At 51.9% G+C, this 25482-nt stretch carries 21 protein-coding genes; 7 read left to right on the top strand and 14 right to left on the bottom strand.

Annotation, left to right across the window (positions count from 1 at the left end; all coding sequences use genetic code 11):
* Window positions 1-224: 224 nt before the first annotated feature.
* From PBOR_RS11715 to PBOR_RS11705, 3 genes are all read right to left on the bottom strand, one after another.
* Window positions 225-4334 (bottom strand): choice-of-anchor I family protein, encoded by a 4110-nt coding sequence (locus tag PBOR_RS11715; protein ID WP_042211817.1) that lies wholly within the window; start codon window positions 4332-4334, stop codon window positions 225-227.
* Between the two features lie 451 nt (window positions 4335-4785).
* Complete coding sequence (locus tag PBOR_RS11710; RefSeq protein WP_042211816.1) at window positions 4786-5361, bottom strand: GNAT family N-acetyltransferase; 576 nt, start codon at window positions 5359-5361, stop codon at window positions 4786-4788.
* A 73-nt stretch (window positions 5362-5434) separates the two neighbouring features.
* The gene (locus PBOR_RS11705; RefSeq protein ID WP_042211815.1) at window positions 5435-5854 is read right to left on the bottom strand and encodes a VOC family protein; all 420 of its coding nucleotides are present in this window, start codon (window positions 5852-5854) and stop codon (window positions 5435-5437) included.
* Between the two features lie 205 nt (window positions 5855-6059).
* Between PBOR_RS11705 and PBOR_RS11700 the strand changes: the two genes are divergently transcribed.
* Both PBOR_RS11700 and PBOR_RS11695 read left to right on the top strand, forming a co-directional pair.
* Entirely contained in the window at window positions 6060-7229 is a 1170-nt protein-coding gene (locus PBOR_RS11700; protein ID WP_245648135.1) for a copper amine oxidase N-terminal domain-containing protein, read from the top strand.
* A 64-nt stretch (window positions 7230-7293) separates the two neighbouring features.
* Window positions 7294-7647 (top strand): hypothetical protein, encoded by a 354-nt coding sequence (locus PBOR_RS11695; RefSeq protein ID WP_042211814.1) that lies wholly within the window; start codon window positions 7294-7296, stop codon window positions 7645-7647.
* A 182-nt stretch (window positions 7648-7829) separates the two neighbouring features.
* Here the strand turns inward: PBOR_RS11695 and PBOR_RS11690 are convergent, their stop codons facing one another.
* Entirely contained in the window at window positions 7830-9665 is a 1836-nt protein-coding gene (locus tag PBOR_RS11690) for a UbiD family decarboxylase (RefSeq protein ID WP_042211813.1), read from the bottom strand.
* Between the two features lie 187 nt (window positions 9666-9852).
* Between PBOR_RS11690 and PBOR_RS11685 the strand changes: the two genes are divergently transcribed.
* Window positions 9853-10941 carry a low temperature requirement protein A gene (locus tag PBOR_RS11685; RefSeq protein WP_042211812.1) on the top strand — a complete coding sequence of 363 codons (1089 nt, stop codon included), beginning with the start codon at window positions 9853-9855 and terminating at the stop codon, window positions 10939-10941.
* A 113-nt stretch (window positions 10942-11054) separates the two neighbouring features.
* Here PBOR_RS11685 and PBOR_RS11680 read toward each other — a convergent pair whose 3' ends face one another.
* The 3 genes from PBOR_RS11680 to PBOR_RS11670 all read right to left on the bottom strand — a co-directional run bounded on the left by PBOR_RS11680 (window position 11055) and on the right by PBOR_RS11670 (window position 15420).
* Window positions 11055-12458: an FAD/NAD(P)-binding protein gene (locus tag PBOR_RS11680; protein ID WP_042219277.1), complete on the bottom strand. Its 1404-nt coding sequence runs from the start codon at window positions 12456-12458 to the stop codon at window positions 11055-11057.
* Between the two features lie 431 nt (window positions 12459-12889).
* A complete protein-coding gene (locus tag PBOR_RS11675; RefSeq protein WP_042211811.1) occupies window positions 12890-14023 on the bottom strand; it encodes a Ger(x)C family spore germination protein in 1134 nt (377 codons plus the stop codon).
* On the bottom strand, window positions 14020-15420 hold the full coding sequence (locus PBOR_RS11670) for a spore germination protein (protein ID WP_052429439.1): 1401 nt from the start codon (window positions 15418-15420) through the stop codon (window positions 14020-14022). The genes PBOR_RS11675 and PBOR_RS11670 overlap by 4 nt, the downstream gene beginning before the upstream one ends.
* Before the next feature lie 127 nt (window positions 15421-15547).
* Between PBOR_RS11670 and PBOR_RS11665 the strand changes: the two genes are divergently transcribed.
* A complete protein-coding gene (locus PBOR_RS11665) occupies window positions 15548-16615 on the top strand; it encodes a GerAB/ArcD/ProY family transporter (RefSeq protein ID WP_042219275.1) in 1068 nt (355 codons plus the stop codon).
* Between the two features lie 31 nt (window positions 16616-16646).
* On the opposite strand, the gene PBOR_RS11660 is transcribed toward PBOR_RS11665, so the two are convergent.
* Both PBOR_RS11660 and PBOR_RS11655 read right to left on the bottom strand, forming a co-directional pair.
* The gene (locus PBOR_RS11660) at window positions 16647-17378 is read right to left on the bottom strand and encodes an alpha/beta fold hydrolase (RefSeq protein ID WP_042211810.1); all 732 of its coding nucleotides are present in this window, start codon (window positions 17376-17378) and stop codon (window positions 16647-16649) included.
* Between the two features lie 137 nt (window positions 17379-17515).
* The gene (locus tag PBOR_RS11655; RefSeq protein WP_042219274.1) at window positions 17516-17851 is read right to left on the bottom strand and encodes a hypothetical protein; all 336 of its coding nucleotides are present in this window, start codon (window positions 17849-17851) and stop codon (window positions 17516-17518) included.
* A gap of 195 nt (window positions 17852-18046) precedes the next feature.
* Between PBOR_RS11655 and PBOR_RS11650 the strand changes: the two genes are divergently transcribed.
* Window positions 18047-19321, top strand: a complete 1275-nt coding sequence (locus tag PBOR_RS11650) for a S8 family peptidase (protein WP_042211809.1) — start codon at window positions 18047-18049, stop codon at window positions 19319-19321.
* A 621-nt stretch (window positions 19322-19942) separates the two neighbouring features.
* On the opposite strand, the gene PBOR_RS11640 is transcribed toward PBOR_RS11650, so the two are convergent.
* Window positions 19943-20404 carry a GNAT family N-acetyltransferase gene (locus PBOR_RS11640; RefSeq protein ID WP_042211808.1) on the bottom strand — a complete coding sequence of 154 codons (462 nt, stop codon included), beginning with the start codon at window positions 20402-20404 and terminating at the stop codon, window positions 19943-19945.
* 107 nt (window positions 20405-20511) lie between these two features.
* Between PBOR_RS11640 and PBOR_RS35410 the strand changes: the two genes are divergently transcribed.
* Complete coding sequence (locus PBOR_RS35410; RefSeq protein WP_052429435.1) at window positions 20512-20703, top strand: hypothetical protein; 192 nt, start codon at window positions 20512-20514, stop codon at window positions 20701-20703.
* A gap of 12 nt (window positions 20704-20715) precedes the next feature.
* Window positions 20716-21444 carry a GNAT family N-acetyltransferase gene (locus PBOR_RS35405; protein WP_342671125.1) on the top strand — a complete coding sequence of 243 codons (729 nt, stop codon included), beginning with the start codon at window positions 20716-20718 and terminating at the stop codon, window positions 21442-21444.
* 36 nt (window positions 21445-21480) lie between these two features.
* On the opposite strand, the gene PBOR_RS11630 is transcribed toward PBOR_RS35405, so the two are convergent.
* The 4 genes from PBOR_RS11630 to PBOR_RS11615 form a co-directional block, all read right to left on the bottom strand.
* Window positions 21481-22800, bottom strand: coding sequence for an amidase (locus tag PBOR_RS11630; protein ID WP_052429433.1), 1320 nt, complete (start codon window positions 22798-22800; stop codon window positions 21481-21483).
* Between the two features lie 185 nt (window positions 22801-22985).
* Window positions 22986-23426, bottom strand: a complete 441-nt coding sequence (locus PBOR_RS11625) for a hypothetical protein (protein ID WP_042211807.1) — start codon at window positions 23424-23426, stop codon at window positions 22986-22988.
* Between the two features lie 175 nt (window positions 23427-23601).
* Complete coding sequence (locus PBOR_RS11620) at window positions 23602-24039, bottom strand: LytTR family DNA-binding domain-containing protein (protein WP_042211806.1); 438 nt, start codon at window positions 24037-24039, stop codon at window positions 23602-23604.
* Between the two features lie 229 nt (window positions 24040-24268).
* The gene (locus PBOR_RS11615; RefSeq protein WP_042211805.1) at window positions 24269-25330 is read right to left on the bottom strand and encodes an alpha/beta fold hydrolase; all 1062 of its coding nucleotides are present in this window, start codon (window positions 25328-25330) and stop codon (window positions 24269-24271) included.
* Window positions 25331-25482: the final 152 nt, after the last annotated feature.

The following is a 25482-nucleotide window of genomic DNA, read 5'->3' as shown; positions in this document are numbered from 1 at the left end:
GCCCTGCCTTCTTGCCACCTCTGCCAGTGTAGAGCCTGGATGTCAGCGCAGCATCAGGAGAAGGGCAAGCCCCGGTAAAAGGTTGTAAAAATTGTAAACTAAAGCACAAATGTTCATTGACTGTGTGGATTCTAGCCCGCCTTGATCCTGCTCACAAAATGAGGGGTGTTCAGAGGCCACTTCATGGCCTCTGAACACCCCTCAGAATCATTTAATACGGTTTATTACTGCACTGCTTTGAGCAGTTTGGCTAACAGATGCGCCGTTTCCTCACGTGTAGCGGCTGCCTTCGGTGCGAAGCTGACACTGCCGTCAGCGCTCGCCTGACCGGAAAGAATGCCGGCCTGCACTGCAGCAGCTGCGGCTTCCACTGCATAAGGGCTAATCATCTGCTGATCTGCAAAGGCCGCTGAGCCGCCGTTTGCGGGCAGACTCCACTTTAATGAATCTGACAGACGGATCATCATTACGGCGAGCTGCTCGCGTGAGACCGGTGCCTTGGGCTCAAATCTTCCGTCTCCCGTTCCTTGGACAATTCCGCTCTGATTCGCCCAGTCCACAGCGGCAGCATAATAGTCCCCCGGCTTCACATCCGTAAAGCTTCCGGCAGCTGAGGAATTCAGCTCTGCCCCGGCCAGACGGGCCAGGAGCAGCGCGGCATCGCCGCGGCTCAGCTTGTCTTTCAGGCCAAAGTTCTCGGCGGAGACCCCGGTAACAATGCCGCGTGCCGCAAGATACGTAATGGAGTCCTTGGCGTAACTGCTTCCCGTATCCGCAAACACAAGCTTATTGTAGCCAACCGCGTACACCGAGAAATGATTCGTGCGGAAGGAGAGCAGGCCGTTCCCCGGATCATAGCTGCTGCCCGGAAGGACAACCAGCTCTCCGCCTGCGCTCACCTGATAGGCAGCAACCGCATTGGGGTCTTCGCCGGACGTCAGTATATAAGGGATGCTTACATCCACATTACCTCCGCCGAAGCTTGAAAGAATCTGCGTTCCGGCCTGAACCGTGAGGATTAGCACCGGGCGGCTGCCAATAATGCTGCCTGAACCTGCTCCCTGACCGGCCAAGGTACTGCCGATATCGGCTTTGGCGATGGTCAGGCTGACATCTTCATTGCCTGCCGCCGTGTGAATGGCGGAGAATGCAGCCCGGTCGAATGTAACTGTACCCAGCCCTCCGGTCACGCTCACTGCCTCCAGCGGACTGCCGGCCATTTGAGCCCATGCTGCGGCTGGAATCTTCAGCAATACCTCTCCGGCAGCACGATCCGAAGCGATACGCAATACAAGCTCCCTGGTGCTTGAAGTCTTCAATGTCTCAAGTGCCGCTGCCACTTCATCTGCGGTTACCGCAAGGCTGAGTTTCCCTTCTGCATCTGCTTGTCCCTTCAGTTCCATGACAGCTTTGCCGCCTTCTATGGTAACTGCAGCAGTTGCAGTTGCAGTTGCAGCCCCTGCTGCCGGTGAGGACCCGCCGCCGGAAGAACCCGCACCAGGTACGCTGACAACCGGATCGGCAGCCGCAACCGTTACCTGCGATTCGGCTACACCGTAGCCGTCCGCACTGTACACCGAGACAACAGCTGTTCCCGCTGCATGCGGTGTGATTTTCCCGTTCTGGTCGACAGAAGCTATAGCGGGATTGGATGAACTCCAGCTGAGCGTGCCCTCCGTTCCTCCGCCGGCTTCCACGGTCGCTTTAAGCACTGCCGTCGTTCCCCCGGCTTTCAGGGAAACCGAGGAATGATCCAGTGAAATTTTCGTCACATTCAGCTGATAGACGGCAACCGTTCCCCCGACCTCATTAGCGACCAGCACGAGCGGCAGTCCGGTCGGACTGGCCGGTGCCGGGATGAATTCGATCCCTTCCGGCCCGGTGTCGGTCTCCAGATTATTCTTAGGCGTGAATTCGCGGGAATTGATGTAATTCACAAACTGCGGCTGCCCGGGATTGGTTACATCATAGGTCATCAGACCGCCGATGCGCTCCAGGCCGGTGAAGGCCAGCGCCCTTTTCCCCACCTTGCCTACCTTGACATATTCAGGTTCCGGCCCTTTTTTGGAGCTGCGGCTGTCAAGTGTCGTGTTGCTGTTGCTTGCGTTGAAATAGTCGGGCAGACGTTCAGCTGTAATCTGTTCAAAATCGCTGCCGCTGTCGTAAACCTGCGTCATGTCCGCCGCATCCCATACTGAGAAAGAACGGCCTCCGTACAGGTAGATATCATCCTTCCCCATATCCGACATTACTTCTACCCCGTCATATTTAGTGGTGCCGTTCAGGAACTTCGCCGCAGCAGAATCCGGGTTAAGCAGACCTTTCACTTTGCTGATCTTGGTCACATTTTCCTTGCTGTCCCATTCCGTGGCATCCCCTTCGTTGGCTGTGAACAAATAGGTTTTGCCGTTTACGGTGTATTGGCTGATTCCATCCGGCATGTAAACCCCTTTAAACGGCACATTCTCCAGATGGATCGTGCTGTCATTTAACAAATCAAGCTTATTCTCCGGCTTGCTTAAATCCTTGAATCCAAGGCCCTTGACCCATAACAGCTTCCCGGAAACAACATCAACCGCAGCAATCGCGTTATTCTCCTGAAGCGAGACATACGCCGTTGTCTGATCCTCGGACAGCTCGATGAACTCCGGCTCCAGATCGCGTACGGCATCCTCCTTGCTTCCTTTCCCGGTAATTAGCCTGGTCTTAGGATCAACTGCACCACGGATGTGTACAAGGTCATCAATTACGGCTGGATTATCGAATTTCAACAGGTTCACTGCTTTGGAAGCCGTATTGATGATCGTTACACTGCCTTCGGGATCACCCGCAAGTGTGCGGGGTTCAGCCTCGTCTGCCGTAAGAATATAACGGCCGTCTTCCGTATATTTGAGCATATCCGGCTGGACGCCGGTTTCATATTCTTCAATCAGCTTGCCGTCATAATCCAACACGAGCACTTTACCGTTCTTCAGCGCATCTTCTTCCTGCACGGCAACAGCAATCCGCTTGGTCGCCGTGTTGATGTCGACACTCGTCAAGTCACCGTAGCTGAAGCCCCCGGTTTCCGACAGCTGCTCCACATTGATGCTTGTTTCCTTCTCCGGATGGATACCATCCTTCAGATTCACGATGTCCACCGATGCCGGATGTGTCGAGCCGTTGACAAGGTAGAACTTCCCGTTATCCCGGTTGTACTTGATGATCTCGGCAACACCGCCGTCCTCGCTGGTCGTACCGACCGCATACCCGCCAATTTTGGTGATGCTGATTACATCCTCAGTGAGCGGAGCAGCCTCCGGTTTGACTGTCAGCGGGAGAATGGCTTCAGCTTTGATGGAAGGAGAAGTGCTGTCGTACACTGAGAAACTGGCCGTCGTTGTTCCGGCTTTCAGCGGAATGCCGCTGACTGTACCGGATACCGAGTCTATGCTCAGCCCGTCAGGCAGCCCCGCTGCCGTGTAGGAATACGGCTGTGTTCCGCCATATACCGAGAGCGATACGGAATAGGGCGCCCCTGCAGTCGCCTGAGGCAATGAAGCGGTCGCTATGCCCAGGGCGGGAACCGTTATCCCCCACGCGCCATCGGAACTGTTATGCGGCTTCATCCGGTTCATTGCCGCCCCATCAAGATCAGCGAAGGAAATTTGGGCAAGATCTGCTTTATTGTTGTCGGTATCCGCATAATCCGTGCGGCGCACTGACTTTTGCTTGGAGGTGCCGCCGGTTTTGCCGGTCGGATAATCCGTCTCATAGCCATCGATCGTAGAACCGTTGTCATTGCCTGCTGTACCGATCATATCTACGTAAGCCGGTGACTTGTCCAGGAACGGATTTGTGTTCTCCAGCAGGGCGGAACTGCTGAGAAGGACCACCTTCATGCCTTTATTATTAAAAAGAAGTTCATCCCAGCTCTGATCGCCCTTGCCGCTGAGATCACTTTGATAGACGGGATTCACTTTACCATCCGTAATAAGGTAGGAAGAATGTGCTTTAATGATACCGGTCAGTGCAAGCCTGCTCCAGGCACCGTTCATGCCGGGATCAGAATACTGCACCGACCAGCCGCTCAGATCCACATCCGTATCTGTAGGATTATATAGCTCAATGAAGCCTTTGGAGAAGTAGCCCTCTGTAGTTTCGGCATCACCGCCGCCGTAAATCTGGTTGACGACAATGTGCGGAACGGCTACATCATAGCTGCCGGCAGCGTTATACGGAGTGCCTGGCTGTATCGAAGGGACGGCGGCTACCGGGCCTGCGCCCCATGCGGATCCGGCCGCAAGCTCTGCGGCGAGGAGAAGAGAAAGGATGGCTTTACTGGTTGAATTCAAGTGAATGTCACTCCTGTACTCTATAGTTTAATTTTTAACTACTTTTTTAACTACTATAGGAGACGAGTATTTGCTCACTTGAAGATTTACATAAACTGAATGTAAAGCCGCTGCCGATTACGCAAAATAGCCCCACACAGTGGGGCTATAGAGAGCTATAGAGCTTTAGAGTTAGCTTCGATGATTTTATATAATCCTGCACATAATACAACATTCACCTCACTATACCAGTCCAAAAACCGATATTGTTGCAGAAAATGCAGCATTTCGCCTCAGTTTAGCGGATAACCGGGAGGATTGTTGTATTTCCTACAACAATCCTCCCGAACACCCAGATATTCAGGGATCAAAGCTGTACAACGTACAACATTCATGCTAATAGTGTTTACTCAATAGTCTACATTCTGCCGGAAACGAATCTAGTATAGGGAATGAACGTATTCCGCTAGCCTCACAGCGATCTACTGTTAACATCATCCCTGGTGTTCATACTCATCCACTCGCTCCCAAGCACACCATAGGCATAAGTATCATGCCATCCCGGGTTGCCTTGTTCATCATGCTTGAAATAACCTGTCTGCAGCAAATGCCCCTCCCGGCGCAGCTTCAGCCGCTCCAGCAGCCGCCATGACGGATGATTATCCGGATCACAATGCGCGGTCACGCGTCTGATTCCAAGCGTGCCGAAGCCGTACGCCAGCAGCTCACGGCAAGCCTCTGCCGCATAGCCTTTTCCTTGATAGTTACTGTTGAACACATAGCCCAGCTCCCAGGTCTGAAACTGCGGCGGGTTCTGTTGCTGGAAATACAAGTTCCCGATCAGTCTGCCGCTGTCCTTCAGACATACGGCCCAGAAGGCGTGATCGGTTGCCCGCCGCTCAGCCTCAGCCTTACTTGCAGCCTGGTCATATACGCCGTAAGGCTCGAATCTTACAACCTCCTCCTGCGAGAGATAGGCATGCAGATCATCCCCGTCTTCTGCTCTGAAGCTCCGTAAGATTAACCGCTGTGTTTCTAGGCTTTCCATCTTTCTTTCCCCCGGTATTCAGTATATGCATACACATTATTACATTGGTAAGATCGTTTCATTTCCAAAAAGCTCAGCGGGTGGGCATCTGATCCATATCCATATACAGTACATTCCAGCGGTGTCCGTCGGGATCAGCGAAGCCTGCGCCGTACATCCAGCCTGCGCCCGCTGGCTTCGGCCTGCCAAAAACATGTCCGCCCGCCTCCTCCGCTTTCCGGACAAGTTCATCAACTTCCTCCCGGCTAGCTGCATTGATAGAGAAGAGAACTTCTGTCCCTTGCGAAGTGTCAGCGATCTCCTGCCCGGTGTATCCGCGGAACGTTGCTTCCGGAACCAGCATCACCAGTACTTTCTGATCCCCGATGACCAGACCGGCCATCTGATCACTGCCTTCATGCCGCGGATGAAACGTAAATCCCAGCTTACTGAAGAATTCCCGTGACCGGGTCAGATCCTTTACAGGCAGATTAAGCCAAAGCTCTTTGGTCATATGATTCGCTCCTTTTCGGGTGAAAACGCTATTCTACCGCTCTAAACAACATAGTAGCATATCCAAAGGGGAATGGGCGTACCCGCCATCCATTGTCCATATTTTTACAAATCACCGAAACCTTCCATGCTTATATTCGTCTATATGGAACAGAAGGATAATGCCAGAGCATGGCAATCACGTCTATATTGAAAGGATGGGAAAGATGAAGATTAACCGGAAAATATTAATCCTCCCCGTACTTGCGCTGGCAATGGCAACGGGCGCAGCAGCTGTCCCGGCTTCCGCCAAGTCTGCTTCTGAAGTACAGATCTACTTTACCTATAGCAATGAGAGCGGTCTATCGGGGAGTTCAGCGGGAAAAGCACAGATCAAGAATGGAGTTTCCTATATGCCCGCCAATCTAGTGAAAGCTACCGGAATTGAGATCCTGTGGAGCAATACAGCTAAAACTGCGACATTCAGCGGCTGGAATAAAAGCTTCAGTGTGCAGCTCGGCAGCTCTACCGGTGTGCTCGACGGGCAGAAGGTACCACTAGGCGGCACTCCTTATATGTCAAACAAAGAGCTGTATGTGCCCGTTAAATTTATTGCAGCGGCACTTGAAGGGGGGCCTGTCCGGTGGGACCCTGCAAAGAAGACACTGCTGATCAATCATCTGCATATGTACCGCAGCTATTCAGAAACCTTCGAGGGCGGAGTATACTCCTTATCCCTTGACAGCGGTGAGTTGTACCTCACCACGAAGCAGAACACGAAGCACCAGCTTGCTACACTGGGCAGGGGTCTGGATGTGACCGACTTCACCTTCGAGCGTACACCTGCCGGCCTGACTTTACTGCGGGTAAGCAATGTTTACGGCGAACCGCATGTTCATGCCGAGTATTACACCTATCTTTTGAAGAATGGCAGTGTCATCCGCCAGGGACATACAGATACCTACACCACTTTCGGCGCAGCCGCCGAGTGGTCTGAGGGGAAGCTGGTATTGAATGACGGGCAGACCTTGCGGCTGATTGAGGATGGAACGGGAGCGGTCAGTGAAACGATTGATTTACCGCAGCTGATGGGTGCGAGCGTTACGAAGGATGTCTACTATAATGTCGAAGCTGTCTACAAGGATGTCCTGCTGGTCCGCCCTCTGGACACAGCCATCCTGACAATCGTCAACCGGACTACCGGAGAGCAAATCCTGCTGTACAAAGAGCTGCTCAGTGCTGAACGCCAGCTTGAGGTGGAGCAGATCGATTATATGTTCCCCGAGGACCATATTAAGTTCACCGGACGTGAGGGCAATGTGTTCACCTTCACCGTTAACTATCTGGACGGCAGCAAAGGCACTGTGCATACCTATACACTGCCTGACAGGGAATGAACTATTCTGTATAATGATAGGGACTACATCACCCACTTTCCGCAACATTAGGAGTGAATATCAGATGACCTTATCGGACTTTTTTGCCGGAATTGACCTGCATGATAGTATGATTGAACAGGTAATCTATAAGAAATCGGCGGAAGAATTATTGATGATTATTGATTTGCTTAACTGGAGGCAATCAGCCTATAAGGAAGAACAGGAAGCTGAGAACCTCATCAGAACTTTGCGTTTCACAGGAGTAACCTCCTACAAGACTGATCCAAACATCTTCGTAATTGATAGTAATGATATTATTGAGACGAGAATAGAACGGTCTGCCGGCGGCGGAAGGGTAACATTCATTCTAAGCGCAGGATTTGGTTCGGGAGTAATCGAGCTGAATATTGAAGCGGAGCACGCCGAATGGCAGTAAGGGTTTCAGGACCCCTATTCCGGTCCAGGTCAAGCATTATCTTCCTCTCCGCCGGCTCTTCTGCCGGGCAGGAAATGCAAACCCCGCAGCCGGGTCCCTCTAGTCAACACATAGAGATCCGCACTGCGGGGTTCTTGGCCTTCCCTTGAGACAAATGGAATGACCGGATCTATCAAATTATTCTATCTCCGCATACCGCCCAGGCTGGCTCCGGGGGCAAATACCCGCTGTATATTCTTCTGCACCTCAGGGTCCGGGATTAACGGCGGCGCCTGATGCGGCTTCACCCGGGCATCAATAATGACATTATCGCAGGCCCAGTGCTTATGCTCCACGCTGCTGTTCACCCCATGGATATCATGGGAAGGATTGCTCCGTGTAAAGGTCGCCCACAGGAAATTGTTCAGATGCTCCGACATGAACCTGCTGTCGTCGCACAGAATGATCATCGGGCAGGAATCAAGCGGGCCCTGCTCCGCAACGGCGGCACACAGGCCGGCGATTTCCTGCGCAGCTGACTGATAATCCGCGAACGGCTTGCCCTGCAGCGCCACAATGCCCGGCATAATCATGGCAGCCGGCCCCCAGCTCTGCTGCGCCTGCAGAATCTCCGGCACCTCCGTACACAAGCTCCGCTTCTGCTCGCCTACCGCAGCGAAGACTACTTTACTCCCGCTGTTGATTCCTGTGCCTGAGTAATCCAGCGTATCTATTGTTGTATTCGTCTGGAAGTGAATATCGCGGTGCAGATTAATCCGCTCCAGGATATACGTCAGGAACCCTTCAATATCATGCGTGCTGACCGCCCGGTCCTCTTCTGCCGTGATGAACAGATATTTCGCCAGACTAAGCTGTCCGGTTCCGAGAATCCGGTTGGCAATGGTAAGAAGCTCCGCCGGCTGCTTAAGCTGCTGATACGGCGTATACCGTTCACTGCCGATCGCGAACAGCAGCGGATGCACACCGGAAGCATCTACGGCATGAACTTCCTTAACGCCGGGAACCTCAGACTGAATCGCCCCGCCCGTCAGCTCATGAATCAATTCTCCGAAGGCGGTGTCTTCCTGCGGCGGACGGCCGACGACCGTGAACGGGAAGATGGCCCCTCGCTTGGCATAGACCTTATGCACTCTCATCACCGGAAACGGGTGAGTCAGGCTGTAGTAGCCCAGATGATCCCCGAACGGTCCCTCCGGCTTCGTCTCACCGGGATGAATCTCTCCGGTAATCACGAAGTCGGCATCACTGCTGATGCAGAATCCGTCCACATAGGTGTAGCGGAAATGGCGTCCGGCCAGCAGCCCGGCAAAGGTCATCTCGCTTAAGCCCTCCGGCAGCGGCATCACCGCCGAGAGCGTATGCGCAGGAGGCCCGCCGATGAAGCAGCTCACTTTCAGCGGCTCGCCGCGTTTATTGGCTTGAGACTGATGAATGCCGATGCCGCGGTGAATCTGGTAATGCACGCCAACCTCTTTGTTCATCTCATACTCATTGCCGCTAAGCTGAATCCGGTACATCCCGAGATTGGAGTTCATGATGCCCGGCTTGTCCGGATCCTCAGAATATACCTGCGGCAGCGTGACGAACGCCCCGCCGTCTCCCTGCCAGTGCTTGATCTGCGGAAGATCGGAGATCTGGATCTCCTCGAAGCCGGCAGGAACGCTGCCGCTTTTCTTGAGCGGCAATGCTTTTCTGGCTGCAAGGGCGGTTCCGATGTATTTGAAAGGCTGCTTGAGCGCCTTCATGGGATTGCTGCGCAAAGCGATAACATCCTGGGAGGATTGCCAGGTATCCCGGAAGATGAATTTGCTGCGCTCGATCGTTCCGAACAGATTCGATACCGCACGGTACTTCGAGCCTCTGACGTTCTCGAACAGCAATGCAGGGCCGCCCGCTTCATAGACCTTCATATGGATCGCCGCCATCTCCAGATGCGGGTCAACTTCCTCATGTATGCGAATTAAATGTCCGTGCTTCTCCAAGTCAATAATACATTCTTCCATATTACGATATGACATGCTTCTACCCCGATCCTGTAAAGAATATGAACCTCTATATTATCCGTGAGAGCGCAGCCCAGGTCAATTGCCGCCGGAATTAACCTCATCAAATTCACCGGCTGTCTTGCCTTCTTCTATCCAGAGCCTTTATTATACTTGTTAACCGGACTGCTCCGGTAAACAAACGGCAAAGGAGACTTGCAGATTGATTATCAAAAAAGTAACCTGGCTGGAGCTCTTCTATGATTTGCTGTTTGTTGCTGCGGTCTCCAAGGCCAGCCATGTGCTGCTGCATGTGGAAGACGAAACCCTCTCTCTTGAGACACTGGGCAAGTTCGTACTGATCTTCATCCCGATATGGTGGGCCTGGGTAGGCCAGACGCTTTTCGTCAACCGCTATGGACAGGATACGGTGCCGCAGCGGATTTTTCTGATCATTCAATTGTTCTTCGTGCTGATTATGACAGCCAGCCTGTCTGTGGATTTCGACGCCAACTATCTGCCGTTTCTGATTGGCTACCTCGGACTCCGGCTCATGACCGCCGTCCAGTATCACTACGCCCATTCCAGAGAAAGCGGCCATCTGCGGAACACTGCACGTTATCTGGGAACACGCTTCTGGATCGGACTGGTCATCTCGGCCTGCTCCCTGTTCTTAGATTCATGGCTGCGGTATGCGGTGCTGTACGCCGGGATTGCGCTGGACATTATTCTCCCGCTGACCGGCCGGCGGATTCTCGTGAAGACTCCTGCCAATACCCATCATCTGCTGGAGCGTTTCTCCCTGTTCGCCTTAATCCTGCTAGGTGAATCTGTAGTCAGCATTCTCGCTGTACTGCAGTCCAGTACCTGGACCGGTCAATCAGTCGGCTTCGCCGCCCTCACCTTCGTGCTGATTATCGCAATGTGGTGGCAGTATTATGACAACCTGGAGAAGAAGGTTGACATGCATATTCAAACGGCCGGACAGACCATCATCTACGGACATCTGTTTATCTACTTGTCGCTATGTATGCTTGCCGCATCGATCCAGCTGCTCTTTCTGAATAAGCTTCATTATGACCTGATGCTGAACCTGCTCTTCGGCTCAGTCCTGCTCTACTTCGCTTCAACCACACTGGTCTTCCATGTCTACAGACATAAGCAGCACCGGCTTGGGGTTAAGCATCTGGCGCTGCTCACCGCCCTCTTGGTCTGCTTCTACGTACTGGATATCATCATCCAGGTTCCGAATGTGCTGATTATGGGCGAGCTGGCGCTGTTCTTCGCGGTCTACGCCAGGATCACAACCTAGACCCGGCTGCCAGACAGCATTCATCAGACTCCCATTCAATCTTCTGAACCCGCACCACGCAAGAGGCTGTGCCGGAGGTCGTTTCTGACCTTTCAGCACAGCCTCTTCATGATTTAACTGCCGGTAAATTCAACCTCATCGTAATCATAATAAGCTTGCAGGATCTGCTCCCGGTCATCCATGAACAGCTGATCCGCCACACCGCAGACAAGCTTCGGTATCGCGTTCTTGAGACCGGATATGGCCGATGCCGACAACCCGCAGCTGGCCAGTGCAGAGTAGTTGAAGACGAATAATCCATGCAGCAGCTTGCGGCCTGCCTCATCCCGGCTCTGAAGGGCGAACCCCGGACTGAGATACGGATGCGCATCCAGCAGCGGATTCGCTGCTCCGGCTGGCGCCGTGTAGCGGTCACTCCAGCGGGCAATATGGGCTTCAACCTGCTGCAGCTCCGGCCGCAGGGCGGGATCACTGAGCAGCCCGGTGCTGACAATCAGGAAGTCGAAGCTGAACTCACCCTTAGGGGTAGTCACCAGAGCTCCTTCTCCTGATTCCGCTACACTCAGCCAAGGGGAGCCGAGATGCAGCCGGAAGCCGGGCCAGGCCGCCGCGCGTGCGAAGGTATCATTGGTCGGCGGCTGATTGTAATGGAAGAAATGCGAGATCACAGCATATTTGTCTTCATCCGCGAGGGCATGAAACCGTTCAATCATGCCCGAACCCTCCATCTGGCGGATCGGATTGACGCCCGGCAGCTGTTCGCGGCGGACAAACACATGCGCTTCGGCCACCCCCTCGGTAAGGATGAAGTTGGCATTATCGAAGGCCGATGCCCCGCCGCCCAGAATCGCTACCCGCTTGCCGCGCAGGGCGGCAATATCGATCGTCTGCGAGGTATGTGCATACAGATGTCCGGGCAGATGATCAGCAATCATCGGCGGGACATGCCACTCTCCACCGCCCTGAATCCCTGTGGCCAGCACCACCTTGCGGGCGAGCAGCAGTCTTGATGGAGCCCCGGCTCCGGTAATCTGCAGACGGTATATACCATCTTCGCCAGGTTCAATCAGCTTAAGCAGCACCTCATTGATCACCGGCAGTTTCAGAATCTTCCGGTACCAGCGCAGATAATTCATCCAGTCGCCCCGCGGAATTTTGCCTACCTCATCCCAGGCTGCGGCTCCCTTCTGCGCTTCCCACCAGGACCGGAACGTAAGAGAGGGTATTCCCAAATCGATCGACGTCAAATGCTTCGGTGTGCGCAGAGTCACCATCCGGGCGTAGGTTTCCCAAGGACCCTCCAGTCCGTCACTGTTCTCATCAATAATCAGAATGTTGGAGATCCGTTCGCGCAGCAGGCCAAAAGCCGCTCCTAGTCCGCTTTGCCCCCCGCCCACAATGACTACATCATAGACATGGCCTTCGGAATGCTCCAGGGGGCGTACCCAATCCGCGCCGCCATAAGCAAGGTAGGAAAGATCGGTCTTCACACGTTCATTCAAGGCTTCCAGGCTCATCATTCCTCAGACCTTTCGCTGGCATCTTTAGGCTGCATCACACACTCTGTTCCACAGTCCATCACCTACATCTATGGCCATATTATATCTGGTCTGCTCCGGCTTTTAAATGTGGATGGCAGGTTTATTGTCATTATAGCTAAAATAAGCAGATTGGATTGTACATTCAGCCAACATTTCATCTTAATCCAGCCCTGACACTTGACAAATGAAGCATTGTCCAGTTTGAACAGCTCAGTTACGGCATGAAATCTGTCATCACAAAAAAGAAGCTGCTATCGCAGCCCCTCATGTCTGCAATAACAGCTCCTCCGCTTCCGTTACAGAATTAACGCTGCACTCACTGAAACCGCTCGAAGCAATCATAATTCCGCTGGCGGCAGATCAGATTGTCTTTTCGCAGTCCGCCTCACTCTACCGTCAGCCTCCTGTTACTCTGCATCCCTAAGCGTAGTTGTCCCGTTAATATCTACCAGCACCTTCACGTCAAGCTCAGTATTCTCAATGATATTCCTTCCGGCCAGCTTGGGATATTTACGTTCGAACTTCTCCTGGATGTCAAAAATATCGGTCCCTTTGTCCTTCCACTCCTGAAACAGCGCCAGACAATCCGCTCTGATTTTCGCTGACATGGACTGTTCCAGCTTTGCGATATTCTCTTCATTCAGTTGAAGTTTCCCCTGGATCACTGATACATCGGTGCTCAGCTTGAGTAGAATGTTCATCCTTAGGATGCCGTCTTTATAGTCGAGCCTGGAATGATAACGGTTGTTCTGCAGCAGAAGACTCACTGTCTTCGTCCGGTCTTCGGGATTCTGTGTGTTGATATTGCCCGATACCTCGTTGTCCAGCAGAAAGTTGAAGTAGATTGACTTTTCACTGCCCACTCTGCCTACCATTTTATAGTCCTTAATCAGCGCCAGGCCATCCAGATAATATTGCCCCTCCGTATCCTTATCCTTGGACACATTCATCACCGACATCGAATTCACATGATCGCCGATCAGCTTCTGATTCATGAATTCCCTAATGTTAAGCTTGACGCCATATGAAGTCACGGACGCTTTACTGCCCAGCATGTCATAGAGATACAGGCCGGTCATAGCCTCTTCTTCGTGGTTAGGCCTGACAAAGGTATCCGTACTCCCTGTGTAAACCCCAAGAAGTGTTCGCGCGCTGGATTCCTGCCACCGGTCAAACAGCTCGAAGGCCTGGTCAAGCCCGCTGGCCGCGAACCTTTCCGTGAACAGGATCACTTTATTGTGGGCCAGAGTAACCGGGGCACTGGTGTGGGTCTCCAGCCGGTTCAGCGCATCACCCGGATTCTGGGTCGCTATCTTGTATACAATCCGTTCCTCCTGGTTGGCTTCCTTGGAAGAGTTGCGGATTGAGTTAAGCGTCTCAAAATAGATAATAATGTTCTTCTCCTCATCCTGATCGATCAGAATCGAGGTCACAAACACGATATGGTCGAGATCCCTATATCCCAGACATGAGGACAACAGCAGGCATTGCACCGCCAGCACCAGAATAACAAGCATTTGTCTGCTGAGCGCCTTCATCATTTCCTGCCTCTGTACAGAAACGGACCTGATACTTTGCTCAGCGGACCCCGGACGAGAACATCCAGATTGGCGGCCTTGAATGATTTCTCGGTACCCAGAGGGAACAGATAAGGATAATCACAGGAACGCAGCGAAGCCAGATGGGCGATGAGAAGAATGAAACCCAGATAAAACCCGTGCAGGCCGAAGCAAGCGGACATTATAATGGAGAACACTGCCCATACCGATACCGCCGAGGTCAGCCGGGGATTAATGAATGACGTGATGGCGTAGATCCCGGTCACTACAACCGTCGCCTGGGAAGCAAGTCCTGCACCTACAGCGGCATCCCCCAGAATCAAAGCGCCTACAATACTGAGTGCCTGTCCAATCTGATGCGGCAGCCGCCTCCCCGCTTCACGCGAGAGCTCGAAGAACAGGAACATCAGAATAACCTCCACCACTGTCGGAAAAGGAACTCCCGAACGGGAGACAGCGAGCTTGAATACAAACGCCGATGGAATCAGCGAGAAATGGTGGGTGGTCAAAGCAACATAGAACCCCGGAAGCAGCAGCGAGATCAACACCGAACCGAACCGCACCAGCCGCAGCAGGGTTACAAACAGCCTGTTGGTGGCATAATCATCGGGAGACTGCAGGTTCTCAAAGAAGAAGCAGGGCGCAGTCAGTGCAAACGGCGTCCCGTTCACGATTACCGATATTCTCCCTTCAAACAGCTTGGCGACAATAGCATCCGGTTTCTCTGAATAGCCTATGGTGTCAAACAATGTTTTCCCCGGACTTAAAGCTTCCGCAATGTATTGTGCACCCAGCACGAACTCATTCTCCATGGCCTCCATTTTCTGGCGGACGGTTGCCACAAGATCCTCAGGAGCCGTGCCTTCTATATAGAGCAGGACCACCTGCGTCTTCGACTGCTTGCCCAGCGAATGGCTCTCGATCTTCAGCGTTTCCGTGGTCATCCGCTTGCGGATTAAGCTGACGTTGTTGACCAGCAGCTCATTGAAGCTTTCGTTCGAGCCTACAAGGGAGGCTTCATATTGCGACTTCTCGATCGCACGTGATTCAATTTTGCGTGCGTCAAAATAAATGGCGTACCCCATCTGCTCAAAGATCAGCACCGGATCTCCGGACAGAAGATGCTCCAGTGCCACTGTAAGATCACTGACTTCTCCGAATTTGGAGGCATAGATTGCCCGGCTAACCGCTTCTTTACTAGTGATATCCCCTTCCGCTTGTGACAGCGGCTCGATAATATATTGACTGATATAACTGGAATCACAGATCGTCTCTATGTAAAAAAGAGTAATCACCGTATGGTTCATTACGATGTCCCGCTTGATGAAATCAAAGCAGCCGCTTAGTTTAGCGGCCAATTCACCCGCCTGTACGGTCATAATCTTCCCCCGCCCTTCTTAAGTGGTAAGGGTAGTATGCCAATATCCCGGAATAACATTCCAGATTCATGCTAATACTAGAGATGAAGTCTAGATTTCTCCGAGAGAAGGCGTGCGTGTGGGAAGTATGAATTCCAAACATCTTTTTTTCATCATCTGCAGTCTGGCTATTGTAACCTTGAAGACCTTCCCTTCGTCGTTCATTAAGCTTGGCGGAAGAGACACGTGGATTGCGATGATTATCGCTTCGGTGTGTATTCTGGTGTATCTGTGGCTGATTCTGACGATTAACAAGCGAACGAAGAATTATAATCTGCTCGATATTTATGCGAAGTCACTCGGCAAGTGGGGCGGAGGTTTTTTCTCATGTCTATTTCTGCTTACGATCCTATTAACTATATTTGAAAGCGCGGGGGCCGAGGCCAGTGTCATCCATAGCGGCTTTCAATTGTTCACTCCGGTATGGGTGTTCATCATGGTTACTGCGTTCGCTACAGTCTATGTGGTCAAAAAAGGGATTGCTTCCGTGACCATTACAACGATTGTGGTGATCTTCTTCATCAGCCTGTCCGGCATGCTGCTTGCCTTTCTGACGCACAAATACAAGGATATGAAGTATATCTATCCGATTATGGAGCATGGGGTAACCCCGGATTTCCTGCTCGCGACTCTGAAGATTCTCGGGGCGCTAAGCTGCATCACCATCATGATCCCTTACCTCGATAGTGTACGGGACAAATCGAAGCTGATCCGGCATTCAACTATTGCGCTGCTGTTCATTATCCAGATGCAAATCTTCTCGATCATAAGTGTGATCACGACCTTCGGGCCGGACCGGGCGGTCAATCTGCTGTTCCCCAAGCTGACCCAGACCCAGATTATCAGTGCCTTCGGCTTCCTGGAAGCGGGTGAGCTGTTTGTCATGCTCCAGGTGGTGGCCGGCTGGTTCATCCGCTATATCGTCTGCTTCTTTGCACTTATGGAGCTGATCCGGCTGTCAGGCCTGAAGATCCGGTTCAAGGAGCATTATGTCTGCGTGCTGACCATCATATTCTCGTATCTGTTCTCCAGGGATTTGTTCGATATGTTCAAGCTGTTAGACTATCTGCTCTATATCCAGCTGGCCAATTTCCTGGTCATTCCGCTGGTTCTCTATAGTATCTATTATTTCAAAAAGACTCCAGTTCAAGGTTGACATCTCCAGCATGCTGCCAATCGTATCTGTATCAGCGGATTGTCTCAGCTATACATCGCTCAACCTCAGTTACATACTTCTGCTGCTCTTCATCCGGAATCATGTGCCCGGATTGTGTGAATTCGACTACAGTGCAGCAGGGCAGCAATGCGCGGTACTTCTCCATTACTTCATCTGATATATCCGAGGGGATCATAGATTCCGGATTCCTGCCCGCAAACAGCGTGACGGGAATGATAAGCTGCGGCAGCTGTGCCGAGAAGTCCACTTCCCGCGCTTCATGTCCCATTCCCTGCAGAGCTTCCCGGCGGATATAGTTCAGAAGCGGTACCTGTTGATAGACAAGGCTGCTCCAGAACTCCACAGTGTCAGCTGACATCCCACGGTGTATCGGCGGCTGATCGACCAGAATAAGACCCTTCATCTGTTCCTGATGACGCAGACTCCAGCCCAGTGAATAGGCGGCACCGCGTGAGAAGCCGAGAACCATATAATTTGTGAGCCCGCAATGATTCACTACAGCCTCAATATCGGACATATGATCTTCCAGATCATACCCTGAAGCCGGTGTCGAGCTTAAGCCGCGGCCGCGAAAGCTGAAGGCCACGACATGCCCGGGTAAATAGCTCAGCAGAGGAATCGCCCGCTCCGCCGGCTCCCATAATCCTCCGACGACTAACAGCGACGGCAGTCCTGTGCTTCGCTCCCCGCTCTCCAGCACATGCAGCGCTAATGAGCCATTGGGAATATAATAACTTCTCATTTGTGATTTCCTCCTGCTATGTATGATTACTTCAATATTGCTAAATTTCACATTCCATTCCATGGTATAAGAAAGCTTGTGCTTATGGCTATAAGAAAAACAGCACGCCCCGGAGTAACCGGGACGCGGCTGGTCTGTTAGAAACGGGCTACGAAGAATTCACGGTTCGAAGGGACGAATTTCTGCGTGCGCTGCACATTATCTGCATCGATAACTCTAAGCGTATAGCTCACAGTAGTCAGAGTGCTGATGGTGCTGAATTGGGCAACGCCGAATTCATCAAACTGTGCGGTGATAACCGTGCCTGAGCTTCTGGTCAATGTAGCCGTCCAGCCCTGTGTTTCATAAGGCACGTTATTATTATTCACAGCGAGCACTATGAAATTCGGTAAGACTTGTTTGATCCGCCGTCTCTTAGGTCTTACTGCCGCCGATGCTTTTGCTTTTTTGGCCATAAGGAGACGTTTTGCCATTAATGCTTTCTTCTCCGATTCTTTCAATTGCTTCACCACTTTCTGTTGGAATACAGTAGTAAATGCAATTCAGAAGCAGACCGAAACGCGTTATTGCCTACTAATCATAGAATTGTAGTAGTGTCCTATATTTATAGATTCGTACCCACCGGTCACCCGGCCGCATATTATGCTTCCATAGAGGTGATCACATTAATGACTGATAAGTTATGGGTCCAGCATCATGCCGCCAAGCTTAATCGTCCGCTGAAGCACAAGATCCGCAAGTCCTATACATCCACGGTGAAACCGGCTGCTATCCCGGTCATTATACAGTTCAAGCATCCGCTGACTCCGGCGGGAATCCGGGCTCTGCAGAAGCATCTGGGGACACATGCTTTTCCAATTAAACATCAATTGCCCCTGCATCGCGCAGTTGCCTCACGGGTTACACTCAAGTGTCTGAAGCAGGTATGCTGCTGGAGCGGGGTTCACAAGGTCTATCTCGATGGCATCAAAAAAACTACATTAAATATCGCCACACCGTCCATTGGCGCCACGGCCGTAGAGCGTTCAAGAGGACTTACCGGCAAAGGAATAAATATCGCCGTGCTCGATACCGGTGTGTATCCGCATCCCGATCTGACCCGGCCCGTGAACCGGATCCTTGCCTTCAAGGATTACATTAATCACCGGAAATGTCCGTATGATGATAATGGACATGGCACCCATATTACCGGCGATGCCGCAGGGAACGGCTGGTCCAGCAAAGGTAAATACAAGGGCCCGGCACCGGAGGCCGGGATTGTAGGAATCAAGGTGCTGGACAAAAACGGCGATGGTTACGACTCCACCATCATTAAAGCCATCGAATGGTGCATTGCCCGGCGCAAAAAGCTGAAGCTGCGCATCCTGTCCATGTCCTTCGGCGGACCGGTCAGCCCGTCAGCCAAGGACGACATTCTCGTCCAGGCCGTCGAGAAAGCCGTCAAAGCCGGACTCACTGTAGTCATCGCAGCCGGCAACAGCGGCCCCGGACGCCGGACAGTGGAGTCGCCCGGAATCAGTCCCTCCGCCATCACTGTCGGAGCCGTGAATGACCGCCGGACGGTGACGCAAAAGGATGACCGCATCGCTGTCTACTCCAGCCGCGGACCGGCTCCCGGCGGTAAGGTGAAGCCTGATCTTGTTGCTCCCGGCGATTCTGTGATCTCCCTGCGCGCTCCCGGCTCCCAGCTGGTCCGTGAACTGCCGGGAAACAAGGTTGGCAAGAAGTATTTCAAGCTGTCCGGCACCAGCATCTCCACCCCGATCGTGTCAGGTGCGGCCGCACAGCTGTTGCAGCTGCGCCCGTGCCTGACCCCCTGCCAGGTGAAGGCATTGCTGAAGCGGAATGCTTTTCCCCTTGGCCTTAAGCCAAACACTGCCGGCAGCGGGGAGATCGACGTGCGATTCCTGAAGCGCCGCGCCTCTAAGCCTGCCGGTAAGTAGAAGCAGCCCTTAAGCGAAACGGAAGCAGTCCTTAAGCGTAGGAAGCAGCCCTTAAGCGAAAGGGAAGCAGCCTGCTTCTTTCGCTTAAGGGCATTTTTAACCTCAAAGCAATGGTCCTTTGCCCGTAGTCAAACGGGAGGTTGCTAAATGTTGTACGGATTACAACTCGAATGCAGAGTTAACTGTGAGTTTAGGAGAATTGTTGTACGAAATACAAGAATTGCCCCGTTAATCTGCTGGACGGATGGGAAATGCTGTATTTTATACAACAATTTGGGATTCGGGTCGATATTGTAGAGGAAATGTTGTATTTCGTGCAGGATTATAACTTATAACACAATTATGTCTTATCTCAAATCCTTCTCGTAACAGATGCATTCATGGACTCTCTTATATTTACCTTTGACTGCTTCGTGATCGTGACCGACATAGTGGGCAAACGTCTGAACAGGGTATAAGTCCGGCAGCTCCGGGGTGAGTCCTCCTCGGAACTCTTCGCACCCTCCAGATAAACATGCAGGTATGAATCAACCTTGGCGACCCGGTTCTTTTCATACCATTTCCGCACCCACAGGTCATCTCGGGTCCAAACCTCCTTTCTCCTTTTCCCGCAGGACATTATCATAATAAGCCACGTATTTTCAGCACCATTTCTTTCTCCAAATGCTTGAACCCTAATTTCTCGTACAGCATTCTCCCGTCTGCGGTGTAATCAAGGAATATTTCAGCTATACCGAGGCGTTCAGCCTCTTCAATTATTGTATGGAGTACGCGGGTGGACAAGCCTTGTCTCCTGTAGGCTGCAGCAGTATGCACATTATAGAGATATCCTTTTTTACCGGAGGGGTTGCCGACTGTGGGCAGAACTTCATAGGTGCTCATGACTGCTATGGAGATAATGCTGTCCTGCTCAATAGCGATACAACAGACCAATCTGCCATTAGCGAGACTCTCCTGAATATAAGCATAAGTCTCTTCCTTGAAATTTGCCGGCAGTACAGCATGCGTAACCTCCTCAATAAAAGCAAGCCTATTCTCCAAAATGACCGCCGCGTCAGCTACAACAGCTTTTCTTATTTCCATAGGTCCCTCCCGGGTATGTATTTAGCATCCGCAATTTCTGTCCTGTATTCCACTGCAGGTTAAGTTATGATTACAGATAATTCTATTATCCGACTGGAGTGAACGCTATGATTATTCGCAGAGCTGTGCCGGAAGATGCCGCTAAGCTGGCCGCTGTTATGACTACAGCCTTTGACCGGGAAGTGCAGCGCTGGCTGCCGGGGGGAGACACGCAGGACAACAATCTCCGCCCGCCGGGTTATGATTCGATTGAGCAACACAGGTATGCTATAAGAGAAACTGATTATTATGTAATCTAAGACGGCCCGCAGATCATTGGTGGTGCAAACGTACATATTGTAGGCAGACATGCCCGGGTAGACAAAATTTACATCGATCCGTCCTATCAAGGCCGGGGTTATGGTTCGAAGATTCTCTCCTTCCTTGAAGGGGAGTATCCTGCAATGCGTTCTTGGAAGCTGGAAACCTCCAGCAGACAGCTGAGCAACCACCATTTCTATGAAAAAGCCGGGTATACGCGTATCTATGAATCTCCTGGAGAGTTCGGATATGAAAAAATCACCGGGTCCCTGCCGGCAGCAAAGGAACAAGGAACCCGGTTTGAAGATCAGCGGCTCTCTGGAGCGGAGTTTGAGAACTGTGCAATGGAAGGCGCGGATTTCTACAACATGAATTTCGAAAAGAGCAGCTACAACAACAGTAATCTGCACGGCAGCCTGTTTACGGACTGCAACCTGAGCGAGACCCGGTTCACCAACCTTAATCTGACCGGCACGCTGATTGCCGACTCCAGATTAAGCGGCAGCGAAATCGTGCTGGTTGCGCTGGATGGTGTGCATTTCCATGATACAAGTCTGGGTGCTTCCGGTAAGCCCGCCCGGTTCGAGCGCTGTGATCTGGCAGGAAGTCAGTTCAGCGGCTGCGATCTGTCCGGCGTGAACATCTCGCAATGTGAAATATCCGGCTTGCGGATTAATGATATCCCTGTGGAGAAATTGCTGGAAGCTTATGCTGAAGTGGAGAAATTGAATCCAAGCTAGTCAGCTTGAACCCGGAATTCTCCACTTTGGGGGGAACTAAGCTTCTGCACTATTGTAGGCTATGTGCGGCCAGAGCTCCCGCGCCCATGCCAGCAGCGCCTCGTCCTCTCCATGGGTGCCGATGCACTGGAAGCCGAGCGGCATATTCCCGATCGTTGCAGCAGGCAGACTGATTGACGGCGATCCGGCGAATCCCCAGATTGCCGCCAACCCTGCCCAGCCGGTATTATTCTCCTCAACCTTGGGCGCCGTCCCTCCTTGGGCCGGTGAGACCCACAGGTCAATCCCCTCTTGAACCATAAGTTCCTTCAGATCACGCCGCAGAATCATCTGCTGTCCCCGGTACTGCTCCAGCTCCTCATCCGGAATCTGCTTGCCCCTAAGGATAGCTTCCTGAACCGGAAGCCCGTATTCCTCCCTGTGATCCGCGAACCAACGCTCATGCTCCCGCGCCAGCTCTCCCTGGACAAACCGTATCATAGCATCCCCGTAGATGAATTCATCCTTCCAGGGCATATCCACGTGACGGATTCGGTAACCAAGCTGTTCGAGCACTGTTATCTGAGTGGTGAAGGCTGCTTTCACTTCAGGGCTCATTAACTCCATGTACACCCCTCTGGGGATTCCAAGAACCGGCTTGCGGCTCATTACAGCAGGAGGCGCCTGCCAGCCCGGAACAAGCAGTGCTGCAGCGGCTTCCATCCCGGGCAAATCTTGCGTAAAGAATCCTATCGTATCAAAAGAAGGCGAGAACAGAAGTACTCCATCCAGCGGAACCCGGCCATAGCTTGGCTTGAATCCGACTACACCACAGAAGGAGGCAGGGGCGATCACCGAGCGCAGCGTCTGTGTACCCACCGCCAGAGGACATATCCCCGCAGCAACCGCAGCCGCTGAACCTGCGCTTGACCCGCCGGGAGTATGCCCGGTATTATGCGGATTCCGTGTAGCTATCGGTCCGTTATAAGCAAATTCCTCAGTAACCGTCTTCCCGGCAATCACCGCCCCCAAGGCGCGGAGCTTAGTAACCAGAGATCCCTCTGCACCGGTTAACAGTTCAGCGGATAACTGCGATCCCGCCCGCGTAGGCAGGCCATCCACATGCAGCAGATCCTTGATAGCAACAGGAATGCCAAATAAAGCCGGTTTGGCTTCGGCTCCGCTGTATGTACGCAGCAGCAGATCCTTTTCCCGCCGGAGACGTTGTTCAACATCCGCTTCAGGAACAAAAGCGCGGATATGCGGCTCAAGCTGTCCGAACCGCTCCATAAGCAGGTCAAGGGAATGCCCAAGCGATGTCTCTAGTTCATCCGTACCTGTCATCATCTCTGTCAGTGATGAGTTGTTAAGCAGCATAATATCAGCTCCATGGTAGAATATGTATAACACTGTCCTATTTACGGTTAACTGCTAATCAAGGTAACAGGTTTTGGTATTTTCTAATAATGTATACCACAAATAAAAAGCCTCCCTGGCAGATGCGGCACCAAGGCGGCTTTCCAATTTTCGCTTATAATCCGGCACTTTCTAATGCCGAATGCTTATTTATCTCCGCCCTTATGATACTCATCCAGCTTCTGATTCAGCTGCTTGGCTTCCCTTTTACCGTCAATGTGCATCATTGTGTACACCATGGTTTTGACCACAAGAATCACGATGACAAACGGCACCAGCACGCCTTTATCCATCAGCGGACCGTCAGCGAACAGCCACAGCCAGAGGATCACAAAAACATCAGCGAGAATGAAGAATATATAGAAGCTGATCGTTTGCACCCTTTTTTCCACCTCATGCGTATTCACCAGGGCATACCGGAAACAGGTAAAAGCCGAAGCCCCCAGGAACAGCTGCACAAACAGCGAGCCATGAACCGTCTCCGTAGAATTCAGAGCCAGCACAATGGCCGCCAGCACCGTCAGAAATCCGCAAGCGACTAACAGATCCTTCACGAAAAAAGACAGATATTTACCGGTTTTAATCATGATCCTACCTCCTAAAAGTATAATCCTGCACTAAATACAACATTCCTCCGATTATTTCGTACAACAATCCTAACCATTACCCCGATATCTGGGCTTAAGAGTTGCAATACGTACAACATTAATCCTAATGTGTTGTGAACTTAAGCATCTCAGTTCTGCCGGCACGCATCCTCTGCTATAACCCTAATTTTTGTTTAAGCACAGGGACATACTGTCTGGAGATATAGACCTTTTCACCGTTTTGCAGCAGCGCTTCGTATCTTCCGTAGAGTACCGGACTCAGTGATTTGATTTTGGCAATATTCAGGATGGTCGATTTGGAGGCTCTGAAAAAGTCACCGTGCTCGTAATCCATCTCCAGCTCATAGAGCTTCAGCCTGGACTCATACACCTTCTCATGGCAATAAATGAACACTTTATGATCCACCGCCTCGAAGTAATACACATCCCGCGGATTAATAATATGCAGCTGCAAATCGGTCATGCCGATCAGCTTTCTGGAGCTGGAGTTCACCGAGTAGATTAACCTGAGCAAGGATTCATCCGGGTCGTTGCACCTTAGGATAATTTCAGGCTCTGCTCCCTCCGGAACGTTCTCAATTGTGATCTTCATCGCCCATCGCCTCCTGCGTTTCTCCTTACAGTTACAGTATATTTTTGTCAAAAGACTTATACAATGGCCTTAACGCAAGCTGCACAACAGCGGCCGCAAGCTGCAATTTCAGCAGGACAGGATACTGTATACAAAAAAGAAACGGCATCACCGCCCCTCCACCGGGACAGTCTACCGTTTCCTTCTCATCATCCGCCGCAGTAGCTAGTGCCCCCCCTGAGAACGTTCGCTATTGCTGTAATTTAGCCCAAGTTTCGTTCAGCCACTGCGCGAACTTCTCTTTCTCCTCGAATTGCGGGTAATGGGCCGACTGGCCGAATACGACGAACTCCTTCAGCGGCGCCTTTAGCTCATCCAGATATTTACGCGCTTCATTCACCGAGGTCATCAGATCGTATTGCCCCATCACGAAATAAACGGGGATATCAAGCTGATCCACCAGCTCCGTGATATCATGCTCTGTTAACTCTGCCTGCAGGTTAAGCTCCGACATCGAATTCCCCTTGAAGAATCGAACGGCATCAAGCAAATTATACTCCGTACCGAACAGCAAGCCTTTGAAGATATCCGCATTATCGTTGATCAGCCTTGCTGCGCCGCCGTATTCGCGGATTTTATCTCGGGGTGTAATCGCATCTCCTGTAGTAATCGGCTCCCTTAGCAGCTCCAGTTCTTCCGCCTCAGCGTCATTGCCGGCAAGCCTCGCCTGGCCGATCATGAATTGCAGACTCTCCAGCTCACTGTTCACCCAATTAGCCGTCTGGCCGATTCCGATATAGGCACTGAACTTGTCCGGCGCCTTGCTTGCCGCCTGTGTGGCTATGTATGTACCATAGGAGTGGCCGATCAGCAGCACTTTCTCCTGGTTGAACTCCTGCTCAAGATAATCCGTCAGGGCTAATAAATCATCTACCAGCATTTCTGACGACAGATTCGAATAGTCTTCTGAGAAATGATAGGACTTCCCGCTGCCGCGCTCATCGTACTGAACAACGGTGAAGTTTTGCTCCAGCAGATCCTGATATTTCCGCACATACGGAGTCTCTGGCACCCCCGGCCCGCCATGCACAAAAATCACCAGCGGATTGCTCCGGTCCGTCCCCCGGATCATCACTTCCTGCTTGGTGCCGTTAATGGTTATCTGCTTGAGGAGGCTTACGCTGTTGCTGCCTTTGATGCCTGGAGTCCATGTCGGGAAGACGAATCCGCCTCCTATGAGCAGGACGATTAGCAGCAGGCCAATCCCTAATATCCGTAAAGCTATTCTTCGCTTCCTTCTCTGTTTCTTCAATCCGCAATCCTCCTTGTTACTTAACAGAAGCTCGATTACCACCCTATCACAGCAATGGTAAATCGAGCATGACCTGCGTCACTCCCTTGGCCTTGGCCTGAATATGGGGGCTCACCGTGAAAAAAGACGCGGAAGATAAACTGAAATACGTT

Origin of the sequence: Paenibacillus borealis (genome assembly GCF_000758665.1) — a bacterium.
Taxonomy (GTDB): Bacteria; Bacillota; Bacilli; order Paenibacillales; family Paenibacillaceae; genus Paenibacillus_AQ; species Paenibacillus_AQ borealis.
This window is presented reverse-complemented; position numbering and strand designations above follow the sequence as displayed.

Bases quoted from the DNA above. Each gene is read 5' to 3' on its own strand.
- PBOR_RS11710 (WP_042211816.1), bottom strand. From the start codon at position 5,361: ATGGAAAGCCTAGAAACACAGCGGTTAATCTTACGGAGCTTCAGAGCA.
- PBOR_RS11705 (WP_042211815.1), bottom strand. From the start codon at position 5,854: ATGACCAAAGAGCTTTGGCTTAATCTGCCTGTAAAGGATCTGACCCGG.
- PBOR_RS11700 (WP_245648135.1), top strand. From the start codon at position 6,060: ATGAAGATTAACCGGAAAATATTAATCCTCCCCGTACTTGCGCTGGCA.
- PBOR_RS11695 (WP_042211814.1), top strand. From the start codon at position 7,294: ATGACCTTATCGGACTTTTTTGCCGGAATTGACCTGCATGATAGTATG.
- PBOR_RS11690 (WP_042211813.1), bottom strand. From the start codon at position 9,665: ATGTCATATCGTAATATGGAAGAATGTATTATTGACTTGGAGAAGCAC.
- PBOR_RS11680 (WP_042219277.1), bottom strand. From the start codon at position 12,458: ATGAGCCTGGAAGCCTTGAATGAACGTGTGAAGACCGATCTTTCCTAC.
- PBOR_RS11675 (WP_042211811.1), bottom strand. From the start codon at position 14,023: ATGATGAAGGCGCTCAGCAGACAAATGCTTGTTATTCTGGTGCTGGCG.
- PBOR_RS11670 (WP_052429439.1), bottom strand. From the start codon at position 15,420: ATGACCGTACAGGCGGGTGAATTGGCCGCTAAACTAAGCGGCTGCTTT.
- PBOR_RS11665 (WP_042219275.1), top strand. From the start codon at position 15,548: ATGAATTCCAAACATCTTTTTTTCATCATCTGCAGTCTGGCTATTGTA.
- PBOR_RS11660 (WP_042211810.1), bottom strand. From the start codon at position 17,378: ATGAGAAGTTATTATATTCCCAATGGCTCATTAGCGCTGCATGTGCTG.
- PBOR_RS11655 (WP_042219274.1), bottom strand. From the start codon at position 17,851: ATGGCAAAACGTCTCCTTATGGCCAAAAAAGCAAAAGCATCGGCGGCA.
- PBOR_RS11650 (WP_042211809.1), top strand. From the start codon at position 18,047: ATGACTGATAAGTTATGGGTCCAGCATCATGCCGCCAAGCTTAATCGT.
- PBOR_RS11640 (WP_042211808.1), bottom strand. From the start codon at position 20,404: ATGGAAATAAGAAAAGCTGTTGTAGCTGACGCGGCGGTCATTTTGGAG.
- PBOR_RS35410 (WP_052429435.1), top strand. From the start codon at position 20,512: ATGATTATTCGCAGAGCTGTGCCGGAAGATGCCGCTAAGCTGGCCGCT.
- PBOR_RS11630 (WP_052429433.1), bottom strand. From the start codon at position 22,800: ATGCTGCTTAACAACTCATCACTGACAGAGATGATGACAGGTACGGAT.
- PBOR_RS11625 (WP_042211807.1), bottom strand. From the start codon at position 23,426: ATGATTAAAACCGGTAAATATCTGTCTTTTTTCGTGAAGGATCTGTTA.
- PBOR_RS11620 (WP_042211806.1), bottom strand. From the start codon at position 24,039: ATGAAGATCACAATTGAGAACGTTCCGGAGGGAGCAGAGCCTGAAATT.